A 19,120-nucleotide genomic window follows, 5' to 3' on the forward strand; every position below is an offset into this window, starting at 1 on the left:
TAATATTTTGTTTGCACTTTGAAGCTAAATTGTGTGACTTTTTTGTATGTAATTTATTGACAATCAATTGTTAATATTGTTTTTCAGCAAACCTTAATTAGTTCTTTCAATTCTGACGAAAAAATGGCGTATTGCACCTATACCAAAGGTAATGTAAAATTTAAATCGGTTGGTAATTTAAGAACCCAGGATTCAGAAGAGTGCTGTTACCTTTTTTTCTACATCGGCAGGATCGGGTTCAATGTCGAAAATTATGTCCGGTTTCAGGTAGAAGAGGTTTTTTTCAGTTTTAAACCGTTTTTCACCCCCGCCGGTAATGTTCAGCATTATTAGCGCCTCTTTATCAATTTGGTTCTGGCGAGTTGTATCTATCAAAGTAGCAGTTGCTATGCCTGCTGCAGGATGAACGTCGATTCCTTCTGTTTTTTCAAATAATTTTGCGGCAGCCCTGGCTTGCTCGTTGGTGGCAATCAGCACATCGCCGCCGGAATCTTTCAGCGCATCGTACAATCCGCCGGCTATTGGATAAGGCGGTTTTCGGTTTGAAAGCACTTTGGCATCAATTTCTTCCACATGTTTGCGGGCCAGCGACTCATCCAGCGGCAGCATAGCACGCGAACCGGCTTTCCATGCATTTGATATGGGTACAAACGGCGCATTCTGCGAAACCATCAGTTTCATTTTATTTTTGCCGAACCGGCCGTCTTCCAGCAAACGAAGGTTGGCTTCCCACGCTGCAATAGCGCCTGTTCCGCTTCCAACAGCCTGGAAATAATATTCCGGAATCTGCCCGATGGTAGTGGCTGCCGATAAAACAGTTGTGCCCATTCCGTCGCGGCGGGCCACGTTTTTAGCTCCCCCTTCGGGAATAAACCCATCCAGGCCGGCAACTATATTCGAAAGATGAATGGCATCAAAATAATCACTTCCCGAGCGGCTGCAAATCAGTTTTACGCAATCGTTCAGCGGTTCGTCGAACCAAAGTGCGTCGAGGTTGTCTTCCGGAACACAAATAAGCAACGGGATATTGTTTTCGGAGCAAACTTTTGCAAACGAACGAGAGGTGTTTCCGGCTGACGCAACCACCAGGACTTTATCCATCTCAGGGGTCATTCTTCCGCAAACCGAGTAGGCTTCCGTTTCCTTAAAACTGCAGGTAGTCATGCTTGCCCCTTTTTCGGGGAAGTAGCCGCTGAAGGTAATCCACAGGTTTTTCAAACCAAGTTCGGCCGCCAGTTTTTCGCTCTTATAAGTAACCGGAGCCGACGAACCTTTTAATGTGCGGCTCACCGGAAGCCAATCAGCAAATTTGTAAAGCCCCCATGAATCGTCTTTTACGTCAAGTTGCTTTTCTTCATAAATGGCCCGAATTAAAGTGGGATCTTTTTCATTGGGTGCATCCAACACCCAGCCGGTGTCATCAAAAGTTTTTCCCGATTTTACAGATTGCAGAAGGTAATTGGTTTTCGCAAATGTGCTGTTCATTATATTGATTTTTCAGTAAGCCACAAATGTAATAATTTGACGAATTTATGAAAGATACAATTTTGATTTAATTGGGAACATGGCGAGAAATCAACAGTTTTAAAGATTGATTATCAAGAAGAAATCTAAATTAAGTAATGAAAATGAAAGTTGTTTTGCTAAAAATTAAATCTTAGCGCCATTTCATTATTTTCGTTTTGGAATAATCAGGTTTCATAAAATCAATTACTGAATCATGAATAAACCGGACTTGAAAAAACTCATCATCACCTTTTTCCGCGTGGCCATTGGCTGGCATTTTTTGTATGAAGGATTGTCGAAATTATGGATCGAAAACTGGTCGGCAGCAGGCTACCTGGCAAATGCCACCGGGCCTTTTGCCGGTTTTTACCATTGGATGGGTGGCTCCGAAACATTGATGAGCATAATCGATCCCGTTAACATTGTGGCCCTGATTTTAATCGGTCTGGCGCTGTTTCTTGGCGTGGCTATTCGTGTTTCCGCCATTTCGGGCGTGGTACTTTTACTGCTTTATTATTTTGCATATCCACCTTTTGGAGGATTACAGATGGGAGCTGTTGAAGGGAATGTTTTTGTGGTAAACAGAAACCTGATTGAAGCGTTGGCATTGATTACCCTTTTCTTTTTGAAAGAAAAAGGTTTTGGAATTCATGCATTGCCCTACTTTCTTCCAAAAAAGAAAACCGAACAGGCAATTGAAAATGAAAATGCGGTTTCGTCGCGCCGGGAAGCGTTGAAAAACCTGGCTACATTGCCGGCTCTTGGAGTTTTGGGCTGGGGGGCTTTCAGCAGCAACGAAAAATATGGTGTCGATACACTTTCCGGGGCAACCATCCAGGTGGGCGGTGCAGACATTTCGGAACTGAAAGGTGAATTGCCAAAAGGTAAAATAGGCAACATGGAATTCAGCCGGCTCGTTTTGGGCGGGAATCTTATTGGCGGATGGGCACACTCTCGCGACCTCATTTACGTACCCTCGCTTTTCCGGGCGTACAACACCGAAAAAAAGATTTTTGAAACCCTGATGCTGGCCGAAAAAGCCGGAATCGACTCCATAAATATCGGGTTCCCAACTATTGAAACCATGGTGAAATACCGGAAAATGACCGGCAGCAACATCAAGGTAATTGTTCAGGTGCATCCTGATATGGAGAATAGCGATTACTACGTCAATATTGACAAAGCCATCGACTCGGGAATGGATGTGATCCAAATCCAGGGAAACTGGTGCGACTGGCTGGTGCGCGACAATAAATTGGATGTGATAGAAAAAATGATGGATCGCATTCGCTCGCAAGGCTACACTGCCGGACTGGCTTCGCACACGGTGGATTCACTCATTGCCTGCGAGGAACAGGGAATTATACCGGATTATTACATGAAAACCATGCACCACGATCAATACTGGTCGGCACACCCACGTGAAAACCGGGTGCCGTTTGAAGTGGATGGCAAAAAACACCTCGACCACAACCGGTTTCACGACAATTGTTTCTGTCTGTTCCCGGATAAAACCACTGCGTTTGTTGAGCGGGCCAAAGTTCCGGTAATGGGTTTCAAAGTACTTGCTGCCGGGGCTATTTCGCCCGAAGACGGCTTTAAATGGGCGTTCCAAAACGGTGCCGATTTTATTTGTGTGGGCATGTTCGATTTTCAGATTGTAAACGACGTGAACATCACCATCGATACGCTGAACAACTTGCAGGGCAGAAAACGGGAGTGGTTTGGATGAGAGGATTGTTGTCAATTAACTTTGGGTCTTCGCGTGATTATAAGTTCTCGCCAAGTCGCAAAGGAAAACCCAAAATAAATTTTAGCATGAAAAAATTATTCTTTTTCTTCGTTTTATTAATGTCAGTTTTTATGGGAACTGCTCAGAATGACAACACCATTTACCTCCTCGTCCGGGCCGACGATATCGGTTCGTTTCACGCGGCGAATGTGGGTTGCATTGAATCGTACCAAAATGGAATTGCCCGCTCGGTGGAACTGATGCCGGTTTGTGCCTGGTTCCCCGAGGCGGTGCAACTACTGAACGAAAATCCGGGACTCGATGTAGGCATTCACCTCACACTAACCAGTGAGTGGAGCAACGTAAAGTGGCGCCCACTTATTCATTGCCCCGGCCTGGTGGACGAGGACGGCTATTTTCTTCCGATGGTTTGGAAGAATCCCAACTTCCCGGAAGGTTCTTCCATTTCTGAATCGGACTGGAACCTGGCAGAAGTTGAAAAGGAACTGCGTGCACAAATCGAACTCTCGCTGAAGCATGTGTCGCATATTTCGCACCTTTCCAACCACATGGGTTTTACCATGCTCGACCCGAAAATTGCCGAACTGGTGAACCGGCTGGCTAAAGAGTACAATCTAAAAGTGAATACCGAAGGATTGCAGCGTTTCACCGGCTGGGACAGGGATGCGCCCATGGAACAACGCATCGAAGAATTTTGCATGAATCTCGAAAAACTTACCCCTGGCCAATACCTTTTTGTGGAACATCCGGCAGTTGCTTCCCATGAAATGAAAACCGTGGGTCACGTGGGTTACGAGAATGTGGCCGAAGATCGCGAATGGGTCACCCGCGTTTTTACCAGCGAAAAGGTGAAGCAAACCATTCAGAAAAAAGGAATAAAACTGATTAGTTATAAAGATTTAAAATAGTTGAAGATGAGATTTTTACGATATCTGGAAGTGATTGTTTTGCTGTTTGGCGTTTTTACCCTTAGCGCCCAGGATCCCAACCGGTTTAAAAACGAAATCGATGAACTTATTCAAAAAGAATATCAATTTGAGTCCGGGAAGAAAATCGCCGTTTTCACCGGAAGCTCCAGCGTGAAAATGTGGAAAGATGTGGCAGAGTATTTCCCCGAATTCAACGTGATTAACAATGGTTTTGGTGGTTCACATTTCAGCGATCTGATTTATTTTTACGAAGAGTTAATTCCCGAATACAATCCCGATTACCTGTTTATTTACGAGGGTGATAACGACATTGCCGACGAAGAAAAACCACGGGAAATTTATAAAGAAGCGAAATTGCTTGTTGGAATGATTCAGGAAGATTTACCCCACACAAAAGTAGTTTTGATTTCGGCCAAACCAAGCGTGGCGCGTTGGCTATACAGCAAAAAATACAACAGGCTGAACCGAAAACTGGAAAGGTTGTGCAGGAAGACCGACAACCTGGAATTTGCCGATGTGTGGAGCCCAATGCTCGATGAAAACGGACAGGTTTTTACCGATGTTTTTTTGGATGACAACCTTCACATGAATAAAAAAGGCTACGATATTTGGGGAGAAGTTTTGTTGCAATATTTTGAATAGCGCAAAATGGCGGGTTCGTTACTTGGTTATTATAAAAAAGGATTACTTGAAGCCGGCTGCGACGAGGCGGGTCGCGGTTGCCTGGCCGGGCCGGTGGCGGCAGCGGCGGTCATTCTGCCTGAAAATTTTGAACATCCGTTTCTGAACGATTCCAAACAACTTTCCGAAAAACAACGAAATGAACTGCGTCCAACCATTGAAAAGGAAGCACTGGCCTGGGCAGTTGAAATGGTTTCCAACGAAGAAATCGATAAAGTGAACATCCTGAATGCTTCCTTTCTGGCCATGAACCGGGCCATTCAAAAATTGAAAGTAAAGCCGCAGCACCTGCTCATCGACGGGAACCGTTTTCGTCCGCAAACCGACATCCCGTTTACCTGCATGATAAAAGGCGATGGACGTTTTCTTTCCATTGCTGCAGCTTCGGTGCTTGCCAAAACCTGGCGCGACGAGTACATGGCGAAAATCCACCGCGAATTTCCGGTGTACGACTGGGTGAAAAACAAAGGCTACGCCACCAAATTTCATCGCGAAGCCATTGCTGTTAACGGAATAAGCAAATATCACCGGCTTTCGTTTCGGTTAAAAGATGAGCAGTTGGCGTTGGATTTTTGATTATTCAACCTGAAAATGGATTGCCAATCCTGAATTAGCAGCCACTTCAAAATTTAGCTCAGTTTCAGAATCAACTTCTCTTTTTTCAATTCCCACGTTTGTTGATGAGGGCGAATTTTCATTGTGCGTGTAAATTGTTGCTTCATAACTTTTGCTGGAATCTAAAAAGGAGAGATCCAATTCGAGCGTTTGGGATTCTTCTCCTGTGAGCGATCCCAAAAACCAATCATTATCAGCTCGGCGGGCGATGGTGGCATATTCCCCGATTTTACCTTCCAGCACTTTTGTTTCGTCCCAAACGGTGGGCATTTGGTTGAAAAATTCCAGTTCCGGGTCATTTTGAATGTAACCATCGGAACCGGGTACACCGCCCAGGTTGGTTGATGGCGAAGATGGCCGGTCGTACCAGAACAGAAACTGCCACGGACTGTACATCATTACTGCTTTTGCCAGCTGCGAAACATGGCCGCTCATTTCTTCAGTTACCCGCGGTGCATAGTAACAAATGGTATTATCGCCTGCTCCCGCCAACATACGTGTAAAAAGTGTAATCAGCGTGTGTTGGTTCGACGGACTTTCTTCATCGCCACGAATTCCTTCCTGTGTCATTAAATTGGGATAGGTTCGCGAAAATCCAGTGGGGCGGTATTCGTCATGAATATCGACCATCAACTGGTTGTTGGCTGCTTTTTTCACGGCTTCGTGCAACCAGGCTGTCCATTTCTGGTCGCCCACCCGCACAAAACCGTATTTTACGCCTTTAATTCCCCACGATTTGTAAAGCGGCAGAATTTCGTCAAGCTGTTTTTCCAGCGCGCGACGATTCACATAAACAATTATCCCGATTCCTTTATTTTCTGCATATTCAATTACCCGGCGCAAATCGAGCGGGCCCGGCGAACGGGAAGGGTCAACGGTAACCGTGGTTGCATCCGATTTTTCATCGCCTTCAGGACCGTACCATCCGGCATCGAACTCTACATATTGCAGTCCGTTTTGGGCGGCAAAGTCAACACAAGCCAAACCTCCCTCCGTGGTGAGCGTGACTTCACGAATTACCTTTCCCGGTTTTATCCACGAAACATCATCGATGGCACAAGGATCGTTCAGGTTCAATACAAAATAATTGTTTTCGAGTAGTTCTCCGGGTGAATCGCCAATCATGATGGTGCGCCACGGGGTAGTATAAGGAAGTTCAACTGTTGGTTCGTCGTGAAGGACAGCCACCAGCGAATTTTCCTTTTTGCCGGCCTGCAGTTTCATCCGCGAAAAATCAATCAGTTTTGCTTCGCCAATGGCGAGGAAATTCTTATCTGCTTCAATCACGAGCGGACGTTCAGCAGGTTCTGATATTTCGTTTACCGGAGTTCTGCGGTATTCTGCCTGAGCACGGTTGGCCACCCAACTGTCATAATTACCCGGGAGGTGAAACTCGGTTAGCTCTTTTTCAATTGTAAGCGAATTATCTCCATCGTTTGGCAGAAAAGTATAATTGAAAGCAACGCCTTCATTGTAAACACGGAAAGTCATTTCGAATTTCCTGCCCGGAGTAGTTGTTTCCCGTAGCTGAACTTTTAACTGGTTGTAATGATTCCTGATTTCAGCCTGTTCGCCGTAAACAGGTTTCCAGGTGGCATCGGCTGAAGTTTGCTCGCTTGATACCATCTCAAGATTTTTTCCAAAGAAATCATTTTTTGAAAATTGAAAACCCAGTTGCGATTCCCGGATTACATTGTTTTTGTTGTGATCAACCGAGTAAAATAGTCGGCCCGAATCGTTTACTCCAAATTGAAGCCGGATTTTTCCATCGGGACTTTGAACAGTTGCTGATTGATTTTGTGCACAGGAAAACAGGAACAAAGCGGTGAATAAATAGATCAGATTCTTCATTTTTCAATTGAATTTTGGCTTTAAAAATATAAAAAGAACAGGAGAAGTACTTGATTGTGTTTTCTTTTCATTAATTTCAGTAATTGAGTCTGAACTTTCCAGGTTGATTGGCAAGTATTAAAAAATGAAGAAACTGATTGTTATACTGCTTTTTTTGTTTCCGTGCGGCCTTTCCGGGCAAAATGATACAGTTTTGTTCATTGGAGTGAACGGGAAAATCGGAGAAGTAAATACCAAAATATTCAAAAAAGAAATTAAATACCGCTCTGATAAAAGAGTGAGAGTGCGCACCAGCAGATGGGAAGATGGTGAATGGATGCGGACATTTACTGAAAAAATTAAAATTGAAAAACCTTCAGTTTTTTCTGTTACTGTCAGAGGAAAAACCTTTTCGAGGGAAAAACTAACCCGGACATTCTCGCCAAAAAACGATTCACTTTTCAAATTTACTGACTGGCAGAGGGGACAAATTAAACGCGAAGGATTTACGCTTTCAAAATTACCGTTGATATTACATGGTACGGTTACCGAGTTTTATCCGAACGGCAATAAAAAGTCAGTCTCGGAATATGTTGAAAATGAACTGGTTTCGAACAGGAACCGGAAGGAGAACGGAGAAAATTACATCGACAATGTTTTTTATTCGGTGGATACTGAACCACGTTTTTCGTTGGGAATGCCCTATTTGCACGACCACATTTTAAAAACGTTTCAGGAATCGGAAGTAGATATTTCGGATGTTGAAGGCCGGATTGTGGTTGGTTTTGTTGTTATGGAAAATGGCGAAATTGACGGCATACGCATTGAAGAGGGCATGACCCGGGAGCTCAACAATCTTGCCCTGCAGGCATTTCACACCCTCCCCGATAAATGGGTGCCTGCGCAACTCAACGGACAGCCCGTTCGTTACTATCAGCTTTTCCCCATTAATTTTATTTACCGGTATTTCGATTTCGACTACCTTGAACTGAAAGGCAGCATGTTGTACTGGGAAATCAACTGAGGTTATTTTTACAGAATTCGCCTTTTTTTACTGCTTTTTTTTATCCAGTATTTCTTCAATTTGGTCCATCACGCCGTTCATTGCTTCAATTGCCTTGTCGAATGGTTCAGAAGAAGTCATGTCAACGCCTGCCTTTTTTAGTAGATCAATGGAATAATCGGAACCACCTGCCGAAAGGAATTCGATGTATTTTTTAAGTGCTTCCTGGTCACCGCTCAAAACTTTTTCGGCCAGCGAAATGGACGCTGTAAAAGAGGTGCTGTACTGGTACACGTAAAAATTGTAGTAGAAATGCGGAATAAAAGCCCATTCCATATCAATGTAGTCATCAATAAAGCACACATCTTTTTCGTGCCCGTAGTAACGCTTCACAATGTTGTCGTAAATGGATGAAAACGATTGGCCGGTCAGCGGTTTTCCGGCTTCTGCCTCCTCGTGGATTTTCAATTCAAACTCAGCAAATTGCGTTTGCCTGAAAAGCGTTCCTTTAAAACCATCGAGCCAGTTCATAAGCAATGAGAGCTTCACGTTGTCGTCTTCAATTTTGTTGAGCATGTAATTAAACAGCAGCACTTCATTAAAAGTGGAGGCCACTTCAGCAACAAAAATGGAGTAATCGGCCAGCGGGTAAGGCTGTGTTTTATTTGAAAAGTAGCTTTGCATGGTGTGCCCCAACTCGTGGGCAAGCGTGCTCACGTCGCTGTATAAATCGTTGTAATTTAGCAGAATGTAGGGATGCCCGTCGTAATCGGAGCCATTGGAGTAAGCGCCCGAGGATTTTCCCTCAGACGGATAGACATCAATCCAGCGCTCATTAAATGCTTTTTCAACTGTTGAAACATACTCTTCACCCAGTGGTTCCAGCGCTTCCAGAATGATTTGTTTTGCCTCGTCATATTCGTATTTCAAATCGAGATCCTTTACAGCGGGAGCGTACAAATCGTAGTATCGCAACGTGTCCACCTCCATCATTCGCTTTTTAATGTTCAGGTAGCGATGAAATGCCGGGAGGTTTTTATTCACATTGTCAATTAATGAATGATAGACCTCAACCGGGATATTGTTGGGATAAAGCGAAGCTTCGAGCGACGATTCGTAGCTGCGTGCCCGCGCATTAAAAATGTGGGTTTTTACATTTCCGTAGAGCATTTCTCCGTAGGTGCCACTGAAATCACCGAAATTGTTCCAGTACGTTTCAAATACTTTCCGGCGGTCGTTGCGGTTGGGATGCGCCCTGTAACGACTGTAGGCTGCTGTTCCAATCTGTATTTCTTCGCCGTTCGATAGCGTAACAGAAGGCCGGGGCATTTCGGCATTCGAAAAAGTGTTAAAAACCGCATTGGGCACACCCGTTACCAAGCCAGACAGAGCCATGATGCGCTCTTCGGGTTCACTGAGCGTGTGTTTTTTGGTGCGGAACATATTTTCCAGGCCCATCCGGTAAATTTCAAGTTGAGGTTCTTCCTCAATAAAACCTTCTATTTTTTCCTGGCTGGCCGATAAAATTTCGGGTTGAAAGAATGCGGAGCGTGCACCAAATTCAGAAAAAATCTGCTGCACTTCCTGTTTCATGCCGTTGTATTTCATTTGGCGCGTGTCAATATCCGATTTCATCGACACGTAGGTGTATATTTTGCTGGCCTGCTTGCTCAGTTCTGTATTGAACTGCAGGGCCTTCAGTAAATTTTCAGGCGATTCGGTCAGGGTTCCTTTGTACTGGTCAATTTCATTTATTTTCTGCTTGAAACTTTCAAGGGCTTCGCGCCATGCAGCATCCGATTCATACATGTCGGAAAAGTTCCATTTGTATTTTTCGGCTATTTCTTCACGTGGTTGCTGGGCAAATCCGGTTGAGCTGGTTAAAATTGTCAGGATGATTACCAGGAGGGTTTTGGCAGAAAGTTTGAAATGTTTCATGTTCGAAATATTTAATATGTTTTATTTCTGAAAATATTTTTCTGAAAGAAAGCTGCAATTTAAAGTGAAATGGGATTTTATTCTATGACAAAATCCATTTTTTTGCGTATTTCATGAAGTTTGATAACCAGTGTCTTCCAACAAACCAGGCTGCATGGAAGCTTCCACGGCCAGCTGGTCGCAGCGTTCGTTGAGCGGATTGTTGGCATGGCCTTTCACCCACACAAATTTCACGTGGTGTTTTTTGTAGATTTCCAGAAAACGCATCCAGAGGTCGGGATTTTTTTTGCCTTTGAACCGTTTTTTCACCCAGTTGAATACCCATCCTTTTTCCACAGCGTCGGCCACGTATTTAGAGTCGGTGTAAATAGTGACTTCACTACCGGGAATTTTGAGTGTTTCGAGTGCTACGATCACGGCCAGCAGTTCCATGCGGTTGTTGGTGGTGTTGCGGTATCCCTGCGAAAGTTCCTTGCGGTACTGCCCCGAAATCAGCACAATTCCGTAACCTCCCGGGCCGGGATTCCCGCGGGCAGCGCCGTCAGTGTATATCGTTATTTTAGGTTTTGCCATTTTCACTTAACAAAAGTTGGTACAAAAGAGGATGTAATTTTTTTAAAATCCAATAAAAAGAGTCAATTCACAACATAATTTTTTAGAAATTTTAAGTCTATCTTTACGCGAATATCAAAAAAACCATCTTCAATGTTTAAAACCCGATTATTGACCGTAACCCTGCTTTTGGGGCTGGGATTTTTTCTGTCTTCTTCTGCCCAGGACAGGATTATCACTATTTCAAACGATACTATTGATTGCAAAATCAACCGGGTATCCGCTCAATACATCCATTTCACGCAGTTCACCAGAGAAGTGAAAACCAAATCGAGCATCAGCCGAAGAGATGTTAAATCATGGCAGGTTAGTGATGCGGAGAAATCCGAAAACAGTTTTACAAGCAACGTTTTTCAAACCGAAAGATGGCGGTTTTCAATAACTGGTGGCGGAGGTTACCGCATTGCCAGCACAAAAGAATCGCGAAGAAATCTGGAAAACCAGGGAATTCCCTCTTCGGAAATTGATTCCTATTTCAAACAGCTAAAAACAGGAGTTAAAACTGCCGGACAGATACACTACATGTTTTGGGAAAACTGCGGACTGGGAGTCGATTACCAGTTTCACCATTCTTCAGGAAGCCTTCACGGGGCGGTTGATTCGGGAGATACATACACTTTTATTTACGGCAAATTCACCGATAACATTTACACCAATTACGTGGGTTTATCGCTTTATATGCAGCACCGGATAAACCCTAAATTTAAGTTTTACGGACAGGTTTCCAGCGGCCTTACTCTTTTCAGGGAAGAATCGGTAATTATTTACACTCCTTTGCTGATTACCGGGAAGGCGTATGGCGGGAACTCGGAATTTGGTCTGGAGTATTTTATCGGGAAAAAAATTTCAGTGGCTCTGTGCGCGGGATTTTTTCAGTCAACCATCTCGAAAATAAAAGTCAACAATGGCGATAATATTCAGGATATTAAACTGGAAAAAGAACAAATGGAAGGTTTGTCGAGAGTTGATCTTGGAGCAGGACTGAGATTTTATTTGTAATCAATTACCTTGAAACGAAGAACATGAAAACAATTCACAGAAAAAATAAATTTCATTCAAAATTTGGTTTTGGCTTGCTCATTTTGATTGGATTGCTGGCCTCATGCAGTAACGATTTTCTGGATACAAAATATCCAACAGATTATGTGGCGGGTGATTCCATTTTTGTGATGAGCGATGTCCAGAGCTTTGAGCAGGAAATCAATATGCGAAATACAGAAGCGGCTTCCTGGAAACTTTTTCAGTTTCCGCGGTGGCTGGAAGTCAGCCCGAAGGAAGGCACTGTAAATCCGGGCTCCGGGGTGAATTTTCAATTCAGCGTAAACAAAAACGAAATGTATTTTGACCTTGGCATTTTTGCCCTTCCGCTGGTTTTTGAGGTGGAAGATGTTGGACTGGTGCAGCACACAATTGTGGTTTGGAATGTGGGTGAACCGGATATCAGCAACACGCCGCCGGTGATTGAAGTGGACTACACGTTCCAGGGCATGTACCAGATTAATAACAGCGGTTACGGAATTCTTTTGTGGGAAGTGGTGAACAAACCCGATTGGCTGACGCTGGAAACCACCGAAGGAATGCTTAACGCACATGAATACGGAATCTGGCAATATACTATTGATTCCGAAGACCTTGAACCGGGTGAATATTCCGGGAAGGTGGAAATCCGGCACAATGCAGCTTCTTCATCCTATTTCATTGAATTTAAATTTACCATAGAAGAATCAGCCTATTACGGCAATTATTTGTCGGGTGAATTTATTGACGCCAGGTACATCAAAAACATGAATCAGGTAGTGGTGTTAACTAAAAATCCCAACAACCTGCTCTTTTTCAGCGCCGATTCGCAGGATGCCGATACGCTGAATCTCGATCGAATTCCGCAATGTTTTGATATATCGGAAGACGAAAGCACCTTCGCTGTTGGATTTTCGAATGCTGAAATTTCAACCTATTCCGCTAATTCCGGGGCGTTGCTCCAAACTTATCCGGCAGGAAATATTCCGGCAAATATTGCTTTTGCCTCAGAAAACCGCTTGTTTTTTCTGGAAAATTCAGAATTTGGTTATTACCTGACCGGCCTCGATTTGGAATCAGGAAACCGAAACAAGGCGAAAAATTACACCGGAGGTATTTCTATTCTTAAAAAAGTTCCGGGGAAAAATTTACTTCTTGCTTCCCGGCCGGGCTGGAGCCCAGATGGATTGTTTGTTTTCGATATTTCCCATGAATTGGTTCCCGATTCGCTAAACGAATATTGGATGTCGCTTAACGGGTTTTGGCTGGCTGAAGACGGAGAGCGGATATTTGCCGGTACGCGCCGTATTTATCAGATCCCTGAATATGTGCCCGGGCAATTGTGGAGCATGGAAACTCCGCCGGTACTTGGTGAATTTGATTTTTCCAGTGACTTGACAATCTATTCTATGGCACACCAAAATTCTCCGGGGAAAATTTTTATTGCATGTGATGTGCCCTGGAACCGAAGCACTTCCTACATTAAGATAATTGATCACAATACGCTTGTGGAACAAAAAACGCTGGAACTTAGTCCAAACCCGCCATTTGGTTATCCTCCAGGAAATACGTGGTGGTCGGAAACAGTGAAAATTTTTCCATCGGTTTCGGGCAGTGAAATCTGGGTGATTCAGGAACAACCTCCGGCAGATCACAACGACCCGAATATGTGGTCAATTCAGCGGTTACCATTGTAGCAGGTAATAAAAAAACAGGCTTTACTTAATTCGAAGTGAAGCCTGTTTTCTTTGAAAGAAATAAGTTCTTTATTCCACAATCAACATTTCGTCAATTAAGTGTGTGGCGCCGGCATATTTGTCGATTACCCACAGCACAAACCGGATGTCCACGTTAATGCAGCGTTGCAGTTCGGGTTCGAAGGCAATGTCGCCGCTCATGGCTTCCCAGTTGCCGTCGAATGCAATCCCGATGAGTTCGCCTTTTCCGTTAATAACGGGGCTTCCGGAGTTGCCGCCGGTAATGTCGTTGTTGGTAATGAAGCAGGCAACGAGTTCACCTTCTTCGTTTGCATAGCGGCCAAAATTTTCGGCCTGCAGTAAATTTTTCATTCTTTCCGGCACGTGAAATTCGTTGTCGCCCGGAATTTCTTTTTCCAGGTATCCGTCGGTAGTCGTGTAGTGTTTGTAAATCACACCATCGCGCGGTTCATAATCGAGTACCTGCCCGTAGGTAAGGCGCATGGTTGAATTGGCATCGGGGTAGAAACTTTTGTCTTCCTGCATTTCCATTAAACCGGCCACAAACAGGCGGCGGCCTTTGGCAAGCTGGTCATCTTTTTGGCTGGCCAGTTCCCCAATCTCACGGAATTTATCGAAAATATCGCGCGAAGCCTGAAAAACCCAGTCTTTTTTCAGATCCTTGAAACGTGGGGCTTTCAGAAATTCTGTCAGTTCTTCCTGATCATCGAACATCGACTTTCTGAACATTTTTTCGGTGTATTTTTCAAATCCTTTTTTCCGCGCATCTTCAAAAAAGTCAGGATGGTATTTCACCGGATTGTTTTCAGCATAAAGCTCCATTAACGCCGCAGCAACTTTCATGTCGGTTTCAGCATGGTAGTCTTTATAGAAATTGTCGAGGCTTTCTGCAATTCTGTCGGCAATCATTTGTTCCCGTTCAGGGCCATGGTCACCTTCTTCGAGCATACGGTACAAAGGGAGCGTGCGATAGGCAAACATAAAAATTTCCGGTCCGCGGATCAAAGATTCGGCCATATATTCCCGCGCTTTATTGTCAGCATTGTCAGCGTAGGTGTCGGCAATGTACTTCAGTGCTTCACCGTATTTTTCACGGCGTTCGCTGTTGGCATTAACCCAGCTTGTAAATTCATCTTCCAGTTCTTTTTTCTTGGCAATAACTTCCAGGTTTTTCAGCCCCCTGTTTTGGCCGATGCTGTATTTGTAGTAGTTGGAGCTGCCTGCATATTTTGAGGCATACTGAATACGTGCTTTCTGACTGGTATTCATATAATCGTCGAGAATATCGAGTTTCTTTTCGCGAACTTCAACGCGTACCGGGTTGGTTACCTGCATGGTGTAATCTACTCCATACGAAGTTTTGTACCGGTTGGTGCTGCCGGGATAGCCCATAACCATGGCAAAATCGCCTTCTTCAATGCCTTTTAAAGAAATGGGCAAAAAGTGTTTGGGATGGTATGGGACATTTTCTTCTGAGAAATCGGCAGGTTTTCCATCGGGGCCGGCATAAACGCGGAACATGGCAAAGTCGCTGGTATGGCGGGGCCACATCCAGTTATCGGTGTCGCCGCCAAATTTACCCAGTGCCTGTGGTGGTGCCCCCACCAGGCGGATGTCGCGGAACGTTTCCACAACAAACAGGTAATATTCGTTGGAATTGAAAAAGCTGCGTACATACGTTTCGTAATGAGTATCGCCTTTGGCTTCATTTTCCAGTTTGCTTGTAACCGAGCGTATTTCATTTCTTCTTTCTTCTTCGCTCATGGTATCGGTTACGTCGGCCAGCACTTTGTCGGTTACGTCTTCAATGCGAACCAGAAAAGAAACTGTTTTTCCCGGGTTGGGCAGTTCTGCATCGCGTGTCATGGCCCAAAAACCATCCTGCAAATAATCGTTTTCAACACTTGAGTGTGCCTGGATTTCTCCAAAGCCACAATGGTGGTTGGTGAGCAGCAAACCGTCTTCTGAAACAAGTTCCGCGGTGCAAGAACCCCGGTCGAGGGCAACCACTGCATCTTTGAGGCTTGAATTGTTTATGCTGTAGATGTCGTCGGCACTCAATTGGAGGCCCATCTCCTGCATTTCATTAATATTCAGTTTGTGAATTAACGAGGGAAGCCACATCCCTTCATCTGCAACTGCTTTGCCCGCAAACAGTGTTGCAAGGAGCAGTAAAAAACTCAATTTTCTCATCTTTTTTTATTCTTCATTTAAAATATTGGAACCGCAAATATAATATTTCAAATTTCATTAGCTGGTGACATTTGTCTTTTCCTGGGCGAATGTGTTAAGGGAAGCTGGTTCAAACGGACAAAATGCCGAAAGAAATTAAATTACCGGTTTTTGATTTCAACTAAAAATGAATTACTTTCAGTACGTTAAAAATGAATACAACTATGCAAAAAATTATACGCACATTAATGTGGATTTTGTTTGTTTTTGCGCTCTTCATTTTGCTGGCCTATTTGTTGCCGCGTAACGTTGAAATTGAGCGGAATACAACCATAAACTCTTCCCCCAAAATTGTTTTCAGCCAGGTAAACGATTTGCACAGCTGGGAGAAATGGTCGAAATGGCACATTGATGATCCTGATCTCAAACTGAGGTTTATAAATAACGGTGTTGGCGACAGCGCAGGAGTTGTTTGGGAAAGTGAACAATTTGAAAATAAGAGAGGCCGGTTAACGATTGTTGAGTCGGATCCTTACAGTTTGATTCATTTTAAAATTGAATTCCCTGACAAGCGACCTTCAGAAATGGAATTTTCCCTTCAACAGAAAGGCGAAGAAACTGTGCTGACCTGGTTGCTGGTTTGCGACGTGGGTTACAATCCGTTTGCACGTTGGGCGGGTTTGCTGAAGAATAAAATTGTGGGGCCCGATTTACAGGAAAGCCTTGATTATCTGAAAACTGTATGTGAAGTGCTGGATGATGAAAACGCGCTGATTGTTGAGCTGACAAGTGTGGAACCGTTTTACTATGCCGGAATCCGCGAAAAAGTAAGTGCTGAAATTGTGAGTGAAAAAATGGGGGAAATGTTTGATGAGGTGACCGGGTTCATTGAAAATTCAGCGGCTGAAACTGCCGGAATGCCGTTTGCCATTTATCATGAAATTGCCGACGGGACCATTGATTTGGAATGCGGATTCCCGGTTTCAGGAGAAATCACACCCCGGGAACCCTTTCAAACAGGGAAATTCCCGGCAAATACATGCGCAACGCTGAGCTATTTTGGCGACTACCAGCAACTGGAGATTGCACATACCACCATTCAAAACTGGATTGAAACCCGGAAATTTAAACTTGCAGGTCCACCAATTGAAATGTATGCCACCAACCCGGCCAATGAAGCAGACCCCGACAAATGGCACACGAAAATCTGCTATCCGGTGAGGTAACCCCTGCGTTTATTGGTCAGTGGTTAAAAAAACCTAAACCCTGCTGTGGTTTATCATTTCTTACTAAATTTGTAGCTTGCAAAAATGGCAGGGGAAAGTGAAGGAAAAACTGTTTAAAAAACTCAGCGACCGGTACCGGTTAATTATTTATAACGATACCACATTTCAATCGGTTTGGAGCATGAAACTGACACGGCTTAAGGTATTTACCGTGACCAGCCTTTTGTCGGCACTGATTGTTGTGCTCGTTATTTTGCTTATTGCCACAACCGGTCTTCGTGAATATATTCCCGGCTATCCGAGATCCGAATACCGCCAGATGATGGTTGAATCTGCCTTAAAACTCGATTCACTGGAAAACGAACTGGAGAAACGGGACAAGTTTTTTAATGGTATCCAGGCTATTTTGGAGGGCGAAACTCCCGGTGATCAAATTGCTATTGATTCAACAGTAGAACCCAATCAGGTTGATTTTCATGAGTATAACCATGATTCTGTATTTCAGGATAAACTTTTGGCCGAACAAACCAGCTTGTCGCTGGGGAGTGGCAGTAGGAAAAACCTGAGCCTCAGCCAGATTCATTTCTTTTTGCCGGTAAAAGGAGTTGTTTCAAACCACTTCAATTCATCGGCCGAACATTTTGGAGTGGACCTGGTGGGCGAGCCAAACTCCCGTATTTCATCGGTGCTCGACGGCACCGTTATTTTTTCGGGGTGGACCATTGAAACGGGTTACGTTATATATATTCAGCACGATGCTGAATTGATTTCAGTTTACAAACACAACGCCGAGTTGCTAAAAAAAGTTGGCGACAGGGTCAGGGCCGGCGAAGCCATTGCCATAATTGGCAATACCGGCGAACAGACAACTGGCCCGCACCTTCACTTTGAACTTTGGCACGACGGAACAGCTGTTAATCCGGCAGAATATATTGATTTCTAAGTTTTATGAAAAAAAGAATTGCCATTCTTGGTTCAACGGGGTCAATCGGAACTCAATCGCTCGAGGTTATTGCTGAAAATCCCGAAATGTTTGAGGTGGAAGTATTAACGGCCAACAACAATGTTGGTTTATTAATTGAGCAGACCAAAAAATTTCAGCCCAATGCAGTTGTTATAGCCAACGAAAAGAAGTACAAAGAAGTTTCTGCCGCATTGGAAAATGAACCTGTTAAAGTTTTTGCCGGCACAGATGCTTTGAACCAGATTGTGCAAATGGAAACTGTTGATACTGTGCTTACAGCAATGGTGGGCTACTCGGGATTAATACCAACTTACCATGCTGTAAAAGCCGGGAAAAATATTGCACTTGCCAATAAAGAAACACTAGTTGTGGCAGGGGGAATAATTACACAGCTTGCAAAAGAAAACCAGGTAGATATTATTCCTGTAGATTCTGAACACTCGGCAATTTTTCAGTGCCTGGTGGGTGAATTTACCAACCCGGTTGAGAAAATAATTCTGACCTGCTCGGGAGGGCCATTTCGTGAAAAGTCATTAAAGGAACTGGAAAATGTAACGGTTAACGATGCGCTGGATCATCCCAACTGGGACATGGGGGCAAAAATTACAATCGACTCGGCCTCGTTAATGAACAAGGGATTTGAAGTGATTGAAGCCCGCTGGCTTTTTGGGCTTCCTGCCGCACAAATTGATGTGGTGGTGCATCCGCAATCTATCATCCACTCGCTTGTTCAGTTCGAAGACGGCTCAATAAAAGCCCAAATGGGCCTGCCCGATATGCGCCTGCCTATTCAATATGCCCTCGGTTTTCCGTACCGCATAAAAAATAATTTTCCCCGGTTTAGTTTTCTCGATTACCCAACACTTGACTTTGCCAAGCCAGATACAAAAATTTTTCGTAACCTTGCACTCGCTTTTAAAGCTTTGGAAGATGGCGGAAATGTGCCCTGCGTATTAAATGCCGCCAACGAAGTGGTGGTTCAGGCTTTCCTCGAAGGAAAAACAGGGTTTTTACAGATGCCCGACCTGATTGAAAAGGCAATGCAAAAAGTGAGTTTTATTGAAAAACCAGACATGGATGATTTAATTCATACCAATACCGAAACAAGAAGAGTTACAGAATTGTTAACAGGAGTCAGGAATTAAGAAAAATCAGA

General features: G+C 44.0%; 15 protein-coding genes. 10 read left to right on the plus strand and 5 right to left on the minus strand.

Annotated features, from left to right (window positions below; genetic code table 11):
* Positions 1-192 precede the first annotated feature (192 nt).
* Positions 193-1,485 (minus strand): cysteate synthase, encoded by a 1,293-nt coding sequence (locus tag BUC07_RS08555; RefSeq protein ID WP_175552499.1) that lies wholly within the window; start codon positions 1,483-1,485, stop codon positions 193-195.
* A gap of 235 nt (positions 1,486-1,720) precedes the next feature.
* Between BUC07_RS08555 and BUC07_RS20905 the strand changes: the two genes are divergently transcribed.
* From BUC07_RS20905 to BUC07_RS08575, 4 genes are all read left to right on the plus strand, one after another.
* Positions 1,721-3,238, plus strand: coding sequence for a DoxX family protein (locus BUC07_RS20905; protein ID WP_073168402.1), 1,518 nt, complete (start codon positions 1,721-1,723; stop codon positions 3,236-3,238).
* A gap of 86 nt (positions 3,239-3,324) precedes the next feature.
* Entirely contained in the window at positions 3,325-4,167 is an 843-nt protein-coding gene (locus tag BUC07_RS08565) for a polysaccharide deacetylase family protein (RefSeq protein WP_073168403.1), read from the plus strand.
* A 6-nt stretch (positions 4,168-4,173) separates the two neighbouring features.
* Entirely contained in the window at positions 4,174-4,830 is a 657-nt protein-coding gene (locus BUC07_RS08570) for a GDSL-type esterase/lipase family protein (protein ID WP_073168405.1), read from the plus strand.
* Positions 4,831-4,836: 6 nt separating this feature from the next.
* A complete protein-coding gene (locus BUC07_RS08575) occupies positions 4,837-5,445 on the plus strand; it encodes a ribonuclease HII (protein ID WP_073168407.1) in 609 nt (202 codons plus the stop codon).
* Here BUC07_RS08575 and BUC07_RS08580 read toward each other — a convergent pair whose 3' ends face one another.
* Positions 5,446-7,335, minus strand: coding sequence for a glycoside hydrolase family 97 protein (locus tag BUC07_RS08580; protein ID WP_073168409.1), 1,890 nt, complete (start codon positions 7,333-7,335; stop codon positions 5,446-5,448). It abuts the gene before it with no gap.
* A 124-nt stretch (positions 7,336-7,459) separates the two neighbouring features.
* Between BUC07_RS08580 and BUC07_RS08585 the strand changes: the two genes are divergently transcribed.
* Positions 7,460-8,338: an energy transducer TonB gene (locus tag BUC07_RS08585; protein ID WP_073168411.1), complete on the plus strand. Its 879-nt coding sequence runs from the start codon at positions 7,460-7,462 to the stop codon at positions 8,336-8,338.
* Between the two features lie 27 nt (positions 8,339-8,365).
* On the opposite strand, the gene pepF is transcribed toward BUC07_RS08585, so the two are convergent.
* Together pepF and rnhA are read right to left on the minus strand one after the other, a co-directional pair.
* On the minus strand, positions 8,366-10,255 hold the full coding sequence (pepF, locus tag BUC07_RS08590; protein WP_083578171.1) for an oligoendopeptidase F: 1,890 nt from the start codon (positions 10,253-10,255) through the stop codon (positions 8,366-8,368).
* Between the two features lie 111 nt (positions 10,256-10,366).
* Complete coding sequence (rnhA, locus tag BUC07_RS08595) at positions 10,367-10,828, minus strand: ribonuclease HI (protein ID WP_073168413.1); 462 nt, start codon at positions 10,826-10,828, stop codon at positions 10,367-10,369.
* A 132-nt stretch (positions 10,829-10,960) separates the two neighbouring features.
* Between rnhA and BUC07_RS08600 the strand changes: the two genes are divergently transcribed.
* A complete protein-coding gene (locus tag BUC07_RS08600) occupies positions 10,961-11,866 on the plus strand; it encodes a hypothetical protein (protein WP_073168414.1) in 906 nt (301 codons plus the stop codon).
* A gap of 23 nt (positions 11,867-11,889) precedes the next feature.
* Positions 11,890-13,581: a BACON domain-containing protein gene (locus BUC07_RS08605; protein ID WP_073168416.1), complete on the plus strand. Its 1,692-nt coding sequence runs from the start codon at positions 11,890-11,892 to the stop codon at positions 13,579-13,581.
* A gap of 69 nt (positions 13,582-13,650) precedes the next feature.
* Here BUC07_RS08605 and BUC07_RS08610 read toward each other — a convergent pair whose 3' ends face one another.
* Positions 13,651-15,795, minus strand: a complete 2,145-nt coding sequence (locus BUC07_RS08610) for a S46 family peptidase (RefSeq protein WP_073168418.1) — start codon at positions 15,793-15,795, stop codon at positions 13,651-13,653.
* Between the two features lie 203 nt (positions 15,796-15,998).
* Between BUC07_RS08610 and BUC07_RS08615 the strand changes: the two genes are divergently transcribed.
* The 3 genes from BUC07_RS08615 to BUC07_RS08625 all read left to right on the plus strand — a co-directional run bounded on the left by BUC07_RS08615 (position 15,999) and on the right by BUC07_RS08625 (position 19,109).
* Positions 15,999-17,000 carry an SRPBCC family protein gene (locus BUC07_RS08615; protein ID WP_175552500.1) on the plus strand — a complete coding sequence of 334 codons (1,002 nt, stop codon included), beginning with the start codon at positions 15,999-16,001 and terminating at the stop codon, positions 16,998-17,000.
* 97 nt (positions 17,001-17,097) lie between these two features.
* On the plus strand, positions 17,098-17,943 hold the full coding sequence (locus BUC07_RS08620) for a M23 family metallopeptidase (RefSeq protein ID WP_139279516.1): 846 nt from the start codon (positions 17,098-17,100) through the stop codon (positions 17,941-17,943).
* Between the two features lie 5 nt (positions 17,944-17,948).
* Positions 17,949-19,109, plus strand: coding sequence for a 1-deoxy-D-xylulose-5-phosphate reductoisomerase (locus BUC07_RS08625; protein ID WP_073168423.1), 1,161 nt, complete (start codon positions 17,949-17,951; stop codon positions 19,107-19,109).
* The last annotated feature ends 11 nt before the right edge of the window (positions 19,110-19,120 follow it).

Origin of the sequence: Tangfeifania diversioriginum, assembly GCF_900141875.1 — a bacterium.
GTDB lineage: Bacteria > Bacteroidota > Bacteroidia > Bacteroidales > Prolixibacteraceae > Tangfeifania > Tangfeifania diversioriginum.

What these genes read in the sequence shown, in the direction of transcription:
- BUC07_RS08555 (WP_175552499.1), bottom strand. Translation starts at nt 1,485, where the DNA reads ATGAACAGCACATTTGCGAAAACCAATTACCTTCTGCAATCTGTAAAA.
- BUC07_RS20905 (WP_073168402.1), top strand. Translation starts at nt 1,721, where the DNA reads ATGAATAAACCGGACTTGAAAAAACTCATCATCACCTTTTTCCGCGTG.
- BUC07_RS08565 (WP_073168403.1), top strand. Translation starts at nt 3,325, where the DNA reads ATGAAAAAATTATTCTTTTTCTTCGTTTTATTAATGTCAGTTTTTATG.
- BUC07_RS08570 (WP_073168405.1), top strand. Translation starts at nt 4,174, where the DNA reads ATGAGATTTTTACGATATCTGGAAGTGATTGTTTTGCTGTTTGGCGTT.
- BUC07_RS08575 (WP_073168407.1), top strand. Translation starts at nt 4,837, where the DNA reads ATGGCGGGTTCGTTACTTGGTTATTATAAAAAAGGATTACTTGAAGCC.
- BUC07_RS08580 (WP_073168409.1), bottom strand. Translation starts at nt 7,335, where the DNA reads ATGAAGAATCTGATCTATTTATTCACCGCTTTGTTCCTGTTTTCCTGT.
- BUC07_RS08585 (WP_073168411.1), top strand. Translation starts at nt 7,460, where the DNA reads ATGAAGAAACTGATTGTTATACTGCTTTTTTTGTTTCCGTGCGGCCTT.
- pepF (WP_083578171.1), bottom strand. Translation starts at nt 10,255, where the DNA reads ATGAAACATTTCAAACTTTCTGCCAAAACCCTCCTGGTAATCATCCTG.
- rnhA (WP_073168413.1), bottom strand. Translation starts at nt 10,828, where the DNA reads ATGGCAAAACCTAAAATAACGATATACACTGACGGCGCTGCCCGCGGG.
- BUC07_RS08600 (WP_073168414.1), top strand. Translation starts at nt 10,961, where the DNA reads ATGTTTAAAACCCGATTATTGACCGTAACCCTGCTTTTGGGGCTGGGA.
- BUC07_RS08605 (WP_073168416.1), top strand. Translation starts at nt 11,890, where the DNA reads ATGAAAACAATTCACAGAAAAAATAAATTTCATTCAAAATTTGGTTTT.
- BUC07_RS08610 (WP_073168418.1), bottom strand. Translation starts at nt 15,795, where the DNA reads ATGAGAAAATTGAGTTTTTTACTGCTCCTTGCAACACTGTTTGCGGGC.
- BUC07_RS08615 (WP_175552500.1), top strand. Translation starts at nt 15,999, where the DNA reads ATGCAAAAAATTATACGCACATTAATGTGGATTTTGTTTGTTTTTGCG.
- BUC07_RS08625 (WP_073168423.1), top strand. Translation starts at nt 17,949, where the DNA reads ATGAAAAAAAGAATTGCCATTCTTGGTTCAACGGGGTCAATCGGAACT.